The organism is Tissierella pigra (assembly GCF_009695605.1).
GTDB lineage: Bacteria > Bacillota > Clostridia > Tissierellales > Tissierellaceae > Tissierella > Tissierella pigra.
Map to the genome: position 1 here is coordinate 31,560 of NZ_VUNQ01000029.1, position 12,186 is coordinate 43,745.

Sequence of the window (12,186 nt, forward strand, 5' to 3'; positions counted from 1 at the left end):
CATTTTATGAAATTTTATACATCTTATACTATTTTTCAACTTCACCAATTCTAAATCCTGCTGATTGAATCTTTTCTACTAATCTCTCTACATCTTCTGAATCTACTCTAAGAACTACTTGAATTAAATCTAATACTTCTGGGTCCATAATAGCAAAATTTATTATATTTATATTTTCTTTTCTGATTACATCTGTAAGTTTAGCTAGTTGTCCTGGTAAATCAAACATATTTATTACAATTCTAGTTCCTTTATCAATACCAAATATTTCGGAAAAGGCTTTAAAAATTGCAAAATGAGTTAATATACCTACAAATTTATTCGTAGAGTCAAAAACAGGTAAAAATGGTGTTCTAAGTTGTTTTAATAAATATGAAGCAGTTTCGATTCTTTCATCTGCTGAAATGCTTTCATAATCATTATTATATATATCTTTTACTTTAGTGTTATTTAAGTATTCATCTCTGTTGCAATTACCTGACTCTAAATAAATTCTATAGATTGCTTCTTTCATAATTATACCTTTGAACTCAGCACCATCTACTACTGGTAAAGATAAAAAATTCCCCTCATTGATTTTATTAAGAGCTTCTCCTATACTTTCAGATAAATCAACAGTGATTAACTCCTCTTTTGGTAACATATAGTTTTTAATAAACATTGTAATTCCCCCTTAATTATTATTTATATCTCTTTAATACTCTATCATTTAGTCCATACCAGTAAGCTTCTTTATAATGTTTAAATCCATCTTTAAGTACTACTTTGATAATTTCTTCGTATATTTTATTTAATTCACTTCTTGTTAACAAACTATAATCTTCTTTTATACTATAGTACTTGGAATTATACTCTATAGTTAATTGTTTATCTAAATATTTATTTAAACTAAATATCTTTTCCCTTAATACCTTTGAGCAATAATCAGTTATACTATTAAATAAATATTTGTCCTGTTTTTCTTTTTCTTGAATATCTTTATTGATTAAATTTTTAATATCAAGTATCTCTTTAGTCTTATTATCAAAGTGATATAAATATTGATTTTTATATAATCTTTCTACAGGTATGTTTTTGACTATTGTTTTCTCTAGAATATTTACCCAATAATTATTGTAATAACCATGTTTATAGCCTTCCAGATAAATAAATAATTCTAACCTATTAATATCCTCATGTATTAGTTGTCCAAGATTTAAAGCAATTAAATTGTTTCCCCTTTTCTTTCTTAGAAATCTACTCATATGTTTTTTTAAATGGTAAATAGAGATATATTTTGGTCGAATATTTGTAATATTTTCTTCTAAATCATATAGATTAAGAAGGATATGTATGGAATTAATATCATTTTTATAAAGAAATCTATGTATTAGTCCTTCATAAATACTTAATAAATCATTGTTTTCTATTGCCATACCAAAACCTCCTTTTTACCAATTATTTACAACTGTTTAATTTTTAAACCTATAACATTAAAATATAATGGAAACATAAACCATTATACTATAAATAGATGTATATTTGTTTAAAAACCTATAATAGATTTATAACAAAAACTTAATATATTATATCTTTTATTATTTTTCTATTTCTTTTCTAGTTAAAATATCCATAATTATATCATAATCTGTATTGGTTTTGATTTTATAAGTTCCGACTATAAACTTGGTAGATAACTTTTTATTCTTTCCCAATTGAATAAATTCTTTTTCATTATCTATGATTCCTAATTCAAATAGTTTTTTTGCAATCTGTGTTAAACTTTCACCACTTTTGATTACTACTTCAATTTCTGCTTCCTCTAAAATTTCTTCTATGATTTCTTTTTCTTCTATTGGCGGAACTACAACTTCCTCTTTTTCTTTCTCCAAATTAGTATTTATGCTTTCTTTTAAGCTGACCATACCTAATTCTTTAGATCTTTCAATTATCATATCATCACTTAAATCAACATATTTTACAATTGGATAAAGTGAGTGTAGAATATTGGTAAGAATAACCCCTATACCTAGTCCCAAAATTAAGTACACTATTTTACCTTTCTTCCCCATTGTTAAACCTCCATTAAATTATTTTTTGTAGTCAAACTTAAATTCTATTATGCCATATTCTTCATCTATGGAATATGTATAGGTGTTTAGTCGTATTAATTCATAATTATCATATACTATTTTCTCAACTATTTTATTAATGGATATTTCTTCACTACTATAGTTCATTATTTTAACTAATAAATATGACTCCCTATTAAAAAGTATGCTCTTTATTTTTTTTATTAGTTCTTCTTCATCCTCTACTATTAAATTATTATATCTAAAATAATTGAATTTTTCACCTTTAGATTCAGGATAATTCTCCTTTTTCCAGCTATGAGTTTTGGAAATTTCACTATCATTTAAATTAAAAAAATTATATCTTAACACATCTGAGCCATCCTTTGTAATTGGATCATTCCAAGTAGAATCTATATGATAATATTCACCTTCTATTTCTACTAAATTCCAAGCATGACTTTGGCCCTTAGACTCCCCTATTACTATTATAGATTTAATCCCTATACCATCTAGTAAATATTTCATTGCCTTAGCATATCCTTCACATACTCCCAGTCCTAAAGACAATATTCCATAACTGCTATAGGATTCTGGAGGTACTATTCCCGATGTCAATAATCTATTATCATATCTGCTGTTGTTGACTATATAATCATGTATAGTCAATACTTTTTCGTAATCTGACATTTCTTGTAGTATATATTTAGATATGAATTCACTTCTTATTTTTCTTATATCTTCTTTATGCTCTTTTATTTCTTCTTTTCCTTTTGAATATATAAGTCTTAACTTTCCAAAACTATGTTCTGCTCCCTTATAGTACATTATTTCTGGATTGTCATTTGATATTTCTTCTAATGTACTAAATATTTCATTAGAATCTTTAAACAACAATGTATTTTTAAACTGTATATCTTCTTCTCCTTCTAATAACATTTTTTCAAGCTCTATATATAGCTTAGATTTTCCTTCACCCTGATCTATCTCACTATGTTCATTAGCTGTTACATCATTTAATATAGAAATATTATACTTCTCATATTTAAAAACAAAATATAGAAAAAACAATAAAACACCTAAGAATCCAATTATTAAAATCTTAGTAAGCTTTTTCATCATATCCCTTTCCTCAACTCCTTCCTAATATAGTATATATTATTTTTTTTATTCTTCCAACTAAAATGGTTTTTTACAATAAAAAAGATAAGCTCAATTAATCTAATATAGAGCTTATCTTTTAAAAGTTACTAAAATTCTAAAGCAAAATGTCCATCTAATTCTTCTGAGTATGATGAAATAGTATCTAATATAAAGTATGATATTTTTAAATTTAACGATAATGCAAAGTTCAGATCATTTTTAAAGTCTGTCTTTAAAGAATACTCTTCAACAACTTTATTTATATAGTCTTTTATTTTATTTTTTAGCTCCGTTTCATCTATATCATATATATCTAAATCTTTAACATTAATAACATTCTTTTTAAAATCATGGGATACAGCCACATTGTCTAATTGAGATTCATATTTTATATGTTTTATCATAACATCCATACCATCTATAAATGTCCATCTATTAGCATGAGGAATGCAAACATAATCACATAAATAATGAGATATAATCCCTATTTTTTTGCTTAATATTTTCATTGCCAAAGGATCAAGAATTTTATTAAACTCTAAATATCTGCTAATGAAAATAATTTTCATGATTTCCTTAGCAACAGCATTCAAGCTTTCTTCTTTATAATGTCTAATTAACTTAAATTGTGGTAGTATATCAGGACATACAGCCCCCCATAATAATTTATCCTTATCTAGTTTCACACCATATATATCAAATATATTATCATATATCTTAGATGCAATAACTTTATGAGAATCTGCAAATATTTTAAACACCCCTTTGTTTGGATTTAAGTTCTACTTGATAGTATAACAATTTGAATATAAAGTCAATTAAAAATAATATCAAATTTGTAATATTTTCTCTTTTAAATAATCATTATATAATATAAAATCAGTTTCCTTAAATAGTACAAAACTTATACTTGAAATTTTTCCTTCTTTATCTATAAAATCCATAATGGCTCTAACAGCTACCTTCATAGCCTTTTCTATTGGGTATTCATATGCCCCAGTTGATATAGATGGAAAGGCTATAGATTTTATATTATATTCTTCTGCAAGAAGTAGTGAATTATAATAAGCTTCGTATAATAATCTTTCTTCTCTTGAATCTCCATCCTTATATATAGGCCCTACAGTGTGTATTATATAATTACTTGGAAGATTTCCTGCTGTAGTTATTCTTGCTTCTCCTGTTGGACATCCTCCTATCTTTTTACATTGCTCTAGAATTGTTTTACCTCCAACTCTATGTATAGCTCCATCAACACCTCCACCACCTAGTAAAGTATTATTTGCTGCATTTACTATGGCATCTACTTTTACTTCTGTTATATCCCCTAATAACACATTAATCGTTGTATCTTTATATATATACATTAAATCACTCCTATATTAATTTAAAATCCCTTTTTAAACCCTATTATTTTAATTTAAAGATTTATCTAAGCTACTCCATATATTATCAGTTTCAAACCCTTTTCGCCAAGACGCTATTCCTGCTAGATCATATTTGTGAACCAATGATACTTTAGCAGCTAGTGATTCTGAGTCTTCTAACCAAATCCTGTATAATTCATTGTCTTTTTCTATTTCACCGTAATACTGTAATGCCTTAGTATCCCACATAAGCTCAATATTATTTTCATCTATAAACTTATTGGCTGTTTCCATTGATAGTGCCTGAGAAGATAGTTTCCCATCTTTTTCTATCCAAAGTCTGGTATAAAATGGTACTGCTAATACTAATTTATCATTTGGAATGTATTCTGACACTCCCAATATACTTTTTTCTACCCATGTATATTCTGCAACAGAACCAGCTACAGGACTACTAGCCCAGTGCTGGTCATATGCCATTAAAATCATATAGTCTACTGCTTTGGAAAGTCTTTCTCTGTCATAACTTAAAGACCAGTTTTCAGAAGTTGACATTCCAGTTACATCCATGGAAACACTTAAACCTGACTCTTTAAATAGAGGATATAATTCCCTTACAAATTGAGTCAACAGATCCTTTGTTTTTAAATGTACATTTTCAAAATCAATATTAATCCCTTGAAAACCATATTCTTTATAAACCTCTAGTATCTCATTTATCAGTTTTTCCCTTGTACTACTTTTATATAAAAGTTCATGAGTTAAATCAGGGTCAAAGCTGTTATTAATAAGAGGCCATATTTCATAACCTAAGTCTCTATATTTTTTAACATAATCTGTACTACCTTTGTCCTGTATATTCCCATCTGTATCAATAACAGAAAACCATGTAGGAGAAATTATATTTACTCCTTGAATTGGTTTGATATTGTCAGTATTTTGGACTTTTCTATAAGTATAGTCCCAAGTTAAGCTGATTTTTTCTTTACCATAATCAGAGGTATCTTCAATAGGCAATTCTACTTTAAACATATCTTTTACATAGTTTATTTTTAGGTACTTTTTCTCAATAAATCCTGGTACTCCGTCTATACTTCTTACTTTATACCAATTTTCATATTCTCCATAAACATTTATTATGGTTCCTGTTGGAAGGTTATTTGATATTATAGGTGATTTAATATCTAAGTCTGTTCTTAAAACAGCATCATCACCTATTATTTCACCTTTCAAATACTCAATATTTTTGTAATCCAATACAACTGCATTTGTCTCTTCAAAATAATTAATATCTACATCATAGTTTTTAAGGATTATATCTACTGGAATATATACTTTATCATTAAATTCCCTTATGGGGTTAGATATTAAAAATTCTTTATTGTTCATACTGCCTTTATCAGAGTTTAATTTATATCTAATAACTCTACTTTTATCTGTAATTATCAATGTCTCTTCTGCATCATCATAAAATATATCTTTATCTATAAAATATTCAATAGATGAAAGTGAAAGATATAATATATCTTCAGAAAACAATACTGACCCATCTTCTGCTTCCTGTTCTTCAACTATTAAATATAAATCATCTGAGTAAGTCATTACTTTTTTGCTTGGTGATACAAGAATTTCATGATAAATAAATCCACCTAAGCCTATTATAACCAATCCTAAAAGTATAAATATACTTACTTTTCTCATATTGTCTCCTCCTACTTTAAGAAATCAATAACTTGTCCTATTAATTATTATAATTGAAATATATTATTTTTACAAATCTAATTAGTTCCATTGATAATGTGTCTGGCTACGAACCACAAGATCGGGGGGTGGAATTTCCTATAAAAACAAACAGCCAATATTATAAATATTAGCTGCCCATTTTATAGTCTATTATATTTAATACAATCTATAATAAAAATATGTTATTCTCTTTACATTCTTTTAATATTTGATCTGTCCAAACCGATGCTTGAACTTCTCCTATATGTTTCTTCTCTAAGAAAAACATACAAATTCTAGACTGTCCTATTCCACCACCTATTGTATAAGGTAATTCTTCGTTTAATAACTTTTTATGATAATCTAGTGTTTTTCTTTCCTCAGCTCCAGATAATTTAAGTTGTTTTTCCAATGCTTCCTTATCTACCCTTATTCCCATACTGGATAATTCCAAGGCTTCTTCCGTTATTGGATTCCAAAATATAATATCGCCATTTAAATTCCAATCGTCATAATCTGGTGACCTAGTTCCATGGGAAATTCCAGATTTTAAAGTTCCCCCAATTTTTGATATAAATACTGCTTTATATTTTTTTACTATTAAATATTCTCTTTCATCAGGGGTTTCATTAGGGTATAAATCCTCTAGTTCTTGACTAGTAATAAATTTTATATCTTTAGGCAATTTTTTTGTAAATATATCTGGATATAATTCACTAATATAATCTTCTGTCTCTCTAAATACATTATATATATTTTCTACAGTATGAACTAGATATTCCATAGTTCTATCTGATCTTTTTATTATCTTTTCCCAATCCCATTGGTCTACATATATAGAATGTATATTGTCCAATACTTCATCTGGTCTTATGGCATTCATATCTGCATAAAGACCTTCATCAATATTAAATTCATACCATTTTAAAGCCATTCTTTTCCACTTGGCTAGAGATTGAACTATTTCTATCATTTCATTATATTTTCTCATCTCAAAAGATACAGCTTTTTCTACTCCTGTTAAATTATCATTTAACCCACTGTTAGGTGTAACAAATAATGGGGCTGATACCCTGATTAAATTAAGTTTTTCAGCCAATTTTGTTTCAAAATAGTCTTTTATTTGCTTTATTGCTATTTGAGTTTTTCTTGGATTTAGTTCTGTCATCTTTATTCCTCCCATTTTATTTGCTATAATTAAAAAAACCTTTCATCCTGATAAAGGACGAAAGGTTGATTTTCGCGGTACCACCTTAGTTAGCAAGCTCTCTTAAATAAGTACAGATTATATTAATCGATACTCCATAGTCAATATCAGGCTACACCCGTCTAAGCCTACTCTTTTGCAATTTCGGTTAGATGCTCAAGAATGTTCTTCATTTATTAATTAGTATCAGACTTCCACCATAATCTCCGACTCTCTATAACTTACTTAATAAACTACTCTTTCTATCAACGCTTTATTTTTAAATTATTAATAGTATAGCCTCATATTATAGTAAAGTCAAGAGGAAAAATACATATTTTTAAAGCACTTTTCTCACTTAGTAGTTCAATTTAGCTTTTCCCAATTAATTGAATTGTATATCCATCTGGATCTTGAACAAAAAAGAAACGAATATGTGGATTAGGTGATATAGGTCCTGTCACTTTATATCCAATATTATTTAATTCTTCTATTAAATTTTCTAAATTATCAGTTTCGAGTCCAATTGATACACCTTTACCTGGATTTTCTATTTTAGTGTTTGACTCAAATATTAATTCAATCTTAGTCTCATCTGCTTCACCAAGCATGACAATTTGGTGATTCTCATCACCAAATTTCACTGAAACATTAAGACCTAATATCTTTGTATAAAAATATAAACTCTTTTCCAAATTGCTTACATAAATTGTAACCCAATTTAATTTCATAATTGAATATCACTCCTTTATTTGTTAATTATATCATATTTTTTATATAAAAAAGACATAGTTTTTCTTAAGAAAAACTATGTCTTTCAGGCGTACCCTGATGGTTTCAGGGATAACAATCCCCCCTCCCATCAATATGCACTATTTACTGCTTCTTCAGTTTTTTTCATACCTTCTTCCATTTCTTTATAGAATATGGGAAGCTCTTCATGCAAAAGAGTTTTAACGGAATAGCACATAGGCTTGAAAAAATCACTACTGTCATTTAACCCCAAAGGACAGCCTCCTCCACAAAGAAGAGAATATGTACAATCCCTACATTCAGGAATTTTTTCTATATTTCGGTTACGTATTGAGTTTTCCTTGAACTCAATTAAGGGATGATACTTTCCTATAGAAAAGCGTTCCTTGCCAACACACCCCAAGCATGGATAAATATCTCCATAGGGGTCAAACGCCATACCATCTACATGAGCGTAGCAATAGGAGTACAAAGGCTTTATGGCTCTGCCATATACTAAGTGGTCTAGTATTGAATTTTTTTTAGTTATAAAATCGTTTATTCTTTCCCTATCTTTGAAGGAATGCTTTACATCTGTATGATATAATTCAGTTATTATATCCATTCGTTCTTCATAAGAGTCTCCAATCAATGTGGCCAATTCAAAGGATAAATTGTCCTTATATCCTGAAAATTTGTCAAGTAGCTTTTCTCTTAAATCAATTCCTTCCTCGTAATTGGTCTTGTCAAGGTTCATTCTGATTCGGATATTTATCCCGTTTTCTAAACACTTCTCTATACCATCCATAATTTTTTTGAACGTAGGCTTTCCGTTAGCTAAGACTCTCCTGCTATTGTGAGATTCCTCGCTACCATCCAAAGTAATTAAAACTTGAGAAATATTTATAGACAAAAGCAAATCAAGAAATTCTGTCAGATAATACCCATTGGTAAAAATTTGGTATGTTTTGTCGGGTGCCTTTTTGAAAAGATGTTCCAAAGTAGGTCTGGTTTTTGGAAGTAACGGCTCTCCGCCAAAAAGACATATTGTCTGCACACCCTCACCTGCAAACTTTAAAGCAACATCAATTTGTTCAGGAGCTATAACCTCCTTTTTAAGATAAGCATCACCCTCAAAGCAATAAGGACATCTAAAGTTACAGTCATAAGTCATAACAAAGACAACAGTTTTTTGGTCTTTTTGCATTTGGACGTGCTCGTCACGCAATATCTTTAAAATTTCATTCTTTTTAGCCACTTCCTCTTCATGATTATTTACCAGATATCCTCTGGATTGAAGATTGCTCAATAACTCAGCTTCTAAATCATTTTCTGTTACAATCTCTTCACAAGTCTGCCACTTAGACAAAGTTTCGTAAATCGGAGCGTCAATTTCGTCCATGGTGCCTGTTAAAGAGTTTATCAACAGTTTTTTGTTATCGTGTATATCTACAAATATCATGTGTTTAATTAATTTCATTACTTTCCCCCCTAAAGCTGATTGTTTTGTTAATGAAGTTCTAAACTTACTAGCATGTCCAAAATATATATTCCAAATACCAATCATCTCCACCCAACCTATGACACACATAACTTGGCAACAAATCACATTCCCACAACTATAATAATCAAAATATTTGGCAAGATGTCATCTGTGATAAAAACCCTTCTATCACTAAATAATTTGGATTATTGTGATAGAAGGGTTATGTAGCTCAGCTTTTTTAGAATCAAATATTCAGTAAGAGAGTAAGCTAAACCACTTTGTTAAGCTTAGCAAGCACAACACCATTGATTACCAATTCCCACCATTGGCCCCATACTTGAGTCATTCTTAGCTTCATTTTGTAAATCCCAACTAGTTTCAATAATCGGCTTCATTTTCATTATATTTTCACCTCCCTAGTATTAAATAACGTTTCACCTTTTTGCGTTATACTATGGTGTATATATAAATTATATTAGAAGGTTTATTAAAAGTCAAGGTAATTTTTCAAATATTATAAATATTACAAATCTTGCGAATCTTTTACAAATATCTACAATCTTTTACAAATTTATTAAATGACTCTTTATACTTTATATTAATCAGGTATTTATAATGTCCTTTGCACTGGAATAAAACTAGATGTTTATAAAAAAGAGATCAGAATTTAAAAAAGATCTTGCTGAATTGAACAAGATCTGCATTGAAGAAAATTTAAAATTAAAAAAGTTATATCAGTTATAGAAATACAGAAAACAAAAAAACGAATGATGTACAATTTGGCTAAATCTTCTTTGTACACAATTCGCTTTTATTAAGATATTAAAACTCCAACGTTTTGGCGTACCCTGAGGGAGTCGAACCCCCGACCTTCTGGTTCGTAGCCAGACACTCTATCCAGCTGAGCTAAGGGTACAAATAAATATAAATGGAGCGGGTGAAGGGAATCGAACCCTCGCAACCAGCTTGGAAGGCTGGGGCTCTACCACTGAGCTACACCCGCATAACAAATAAATACTTATGGAGCGGAAGACGAGATTCGAACTCGCGACCCTCGCCTTGGCAAGGCGATGCTCTACCACTGAGCCACTTCCGCATAATCAAATTTTACACTTACTGATATTAATTCAACTAAATCAATTATAATGGTGGAGGAGACTGGATTCGAACCAGTGAAAGCTTAGCTAACGGATTTACAGTCCGTCCCCTTTAGCCACTTGGGTACTCCTCCTAATTTAAAACAGAGCCCTAAGGACTACCATATTTTCAAAGCAATTTATAAAAATAACTTTATTTGGAGCTGGCGAGAGGAATTGAACCCCCAACCTACTGATTACAAGTCAGTTGCTCTGCCGATTGAGCTACGCCAGCATAATGGCGACCTGGAAGGGACTCGAACCCTCGACCTCCAGCGTGACAGGCTGGCATTCTAACCAACTGAACTACCAGGCCAAACATTTCGCAGTTTCGCATCACAATTCTATTCACTCGCTACGCTCATGTAGATTTGGAGCTTATTGCGTTTGACCTACATCAGCTCACTATCGTTCACTGTGTCAGGTCATAAATTGTTCATAAATGGTGGGCACAACAGGGCTCGAACCTGTGACCCCCTGCTTGTAAGGCAGGTGCTCTCCCAACTGAGCTATGCGCCCATATTATCGCAGTCTCGCAACTCAAATCTATTTACTCGTACACTCGTATAGATTTGGTGCTCGTTGCGTTTGACCTACTATAACTCACTATCGTTCATTAAGTTAGGTCATAATGGTGACCCCACCGGGATTCGAACCCGGGTTACCGCCGTGAAAGGGCGATGTCTTAACCGCTTGACCATGGGGCCTTATTTATTCTACAATATATTTTTAAAAAAATTTTGGTTGCGGGAGCCGGATTTGAACCGACGACCTCCGGGTTATGAGCCCGACGAGCTGCCAGACTGCTCCATCCCGCGCTATCTAGTTTATCTCTCATTCTCGCAGTTTCGCAACTCAAATCTATTTACTCGTTACACTCATATAGATTTGGTGCTCATTGCGTTTGACCTACATCAATTCACTACGCTTATTGTGTTAGGTCATAATGGTGCCGGAGACCGGAATCGAACCGGTACGATCGGTGAGGATCGCAGGATTTTAAGTCCTGTGCGTCTGCCTGTTCCGCCACTCCGGCGTTTTTTATGTTTCTAATGGCTCTTGGGGTGGGACTCGAACCCACAACCTACCGGTTAACAGCCGGTTGCTCCGCCATTGAGCTACCCAAGAATGCAGTTTCGCAACTCAAATCTATTTACTTGCTATGCTCATATAGATTTGGCGCTCATTGCTTTTGACCTACCTACAACTCGCTAAAGCTCGTTGGGTTAGGTCATAAAGCCTGGCAACTTCCTACTCTCCCAGGTCGTTTCCAACCAAGTACCATCGGCGTTAAGATGCTTAACTTCTGTGTTCGGTATGGGTACAGGTGTGTCCATCTTGCTATCGTCACCAGACGAAAACT

General features: G+C 30.9%; 10 protein-coding genes, 11 tRNA genes, 1 rRNA gene and 1 other annotated feature. All 22 genes read right to left on the reverse strand.

Annotation, left to right across the window (positions count from 1 at the left end; translation table 11 throughout):
• Positions 1-28: 28 nt before the first annotated feature.
• The gene (locus tag FYJ83_RS12790; protein ID WP_154441072.1) at positions 29-661 is read right to left on the reverse strand and encodes a CBS domain-containing protein; all 633 of its coding nucleotides are present in this window, start codon (positions 659-661) and stop codon (positions 29-31) included.
• A gap of 19 nt (positions 662-680) precedes the next feature.
• Positions 681-1,415: a hypothetical protein gene (locus tag FYJ83_RS12795; RefSeq protein WP_154441074.1), complete on the reverse strand. Its 735-nt coding sequence runs from the start codon at positions 1,413-1,415 to the stop codon at positions 681-683.
• A gap of 162 nt (positions 1,416-1,577) precedes the next feature.
• Positions 1,578-2,051, reverse strand: a complete 474-nt coding sequence (locus tag FYJ83_RS12800; RefSeq protein ID WP_154441076.1) for an endolytic transglycosylase MltG — start codon at positions 2,049-2,051, stop codon at positions 1,578-1,580.
• Positions 2,052-2,069: 18 nt separating this feature from the next.
• The gene (locus FYJ83_RS12805; RefSeq protein ID WP_154441078.1) at positions 2,070-3,173 is read right to left on the reverse strand and encodes a transglutaminase domain-containing protein; all 1,104 of its coding nucleotides are present in this window, start codon (positions 3,171-3,173) and stop codon (positions 2,070-2,072) included.
• Positions 3,174-3,301: 128 nt separating this feature from the next.
• On the reverse strand, positions 3,302-3,955 hold the full coding sequence (locus FYJ83_RS12810) for a zinc dependent phospholipase C family protein (RefSeq protein WP_154441080.1): 654 nt from the start codon (positions 3,953-3,955) through the stop codon (positions 3,302-3,304).
• Positions 3,956-4,024: 69 nt separating this feature from the next.
• Positions 4,025-4,561: an O-acetyl-ADP-ribose deacetylase gene (locus FYJ83_RS12815; RefSeq protein WP_154441082.1), complete on the reverse strand. Its 537-nt coding sequence runs from the start codon at positions 4,559-4,561 to the stop codon at positions 4,025-4,027.
• Between the two features lie 48 nt (positions 4,562-4,609).
• Positions 4,610-6,262 carry a glycosyl hydrolase family 18 protein gene (locus FYJ83_RS12820; RefSeq protein WP_154441084.1) on the reverse strand — a complete coding sequence of 551 codons (1,653 nt, stop codon included), beginning with the start codon at positions 6,260-6,262 and terminating at the stop codon, positions 4,610-4,612.
• 208 nt (positions 6,263-6,470) lie between these two features.
• Entirely contained in the window at positions 6,471-7,451 is a 981-nt protein-coding gene (gene asnA / locus FYJ83_RS12825) for an aspartate--ammonia ligase (protein WP_195837998.1), read from the reverse strand.
• A gap of 50 nt (positions 7,452-7,501) precedes the next feature.
• Positions 7,502-7,748, reverse strand: a binding site (T-box leader).
• Positions 7,749-7,840: 92 nt separating this feature from the next.
• On the reverse strand, positions 7,841-8,200 hold the full coding sequence (locus FYJ83_RS12830; RefSeq protein WP_154441088.1) for a VOC family protein: 360 nt from the start codon (positions 8,198-8,200) through the stop codon (positions 7,841-7,843).
• A 131-nt stretch (positions 8,201-8,331) separates the two neighbouring features.
• Positions 8,332-9,768, reverse strand: a complete 1,437-nt coding sequence (locus FYJ83_RS12835) for a radical SAM/SPASM domain-containing protein (RefSeq protein WP_195837999.1) — start codon at positions 9,766-9,768, stop codon at positions 8,332-8,334.
• 758 nt (positions 9,769-10,526) lie between these two features.
• Positions 10,527-10,603 (reverse strand) — tRNA-Arg (locus tag FYJ83_RS12840).
• 13 nt (positions 10,604-10,616) lie between these two features.
• Positions 10,617-10,690, reverse strand: a tRNA-Gly gene (locus FYJ83_RS12845).
• Between the two features lie 18 nt (positions 10,691-10,708).
• Positions 10,709-10,783: transfer RNA gene (locus tag FYJ83_RS12850), tRNA-Gly, on the reverse strand.
• Positions 10,784-10,833: 50 nt separating this feature from the next.
• Positions 10,834-10,918 (reverse strand) — tRNA-Tyr (locus FYJ83_RS12855).
• 64 nt (positions 10,919-10,982) lie between these two features.
• Positions 10,983-11,058, reverse strand: a tRNA-Thr gene (locus FYJ83_RS12860).
• Positions 11,059-11,062: 4 nt separating this feature from the next.
• A tRNA-Asp gene (locus FYJ83_RS12865) sits at positions 11,063-11,139 on the reverse strand.
• 127 nt (positions 11,140-11,266) lie between these two features.
• A tRNA-Val gene (locus FYJ83_RS12870) sits at positions 11,267-11,342 on the reverse strand.
• Positions 11,343-11,455: 113 nt separating this feature from the next.
• Positions 11,456-11,530, reverse strand: a tRNA-Glu gene (locus FYJ83_RS12875).
• Between the two features lie 34 nt (positions 11,531-11,564).
• Positions 11,565-11,641 (reverse strand) — tRNA-Met (locus tag FYJ83_RS12880).
• 129 nt (positions 11,642-11,770) lie between these two features.
• Positions 11,771-11,859 (reverse strand) — tRNA-Leu (locus FYJ83_RS12885).
• Positions 11,860-11,876: 17 nt separating this feature from the next.
• Positions 11,877-11,951 (reverse strand) — tRNA-Asn (locus FYJ83_RS12890).
• A gap of 110 nt (positions 11,952-12,061) precedes the next feature.
• A 5S ribosomal RNA gene (gene rrf / locus FYJ83_RS12895) occupies positions 12,062-12,178 on the reverse strand.
• Between the last annotated feature and the right edge of the window lie 8 nt (positions 12,179-12,186).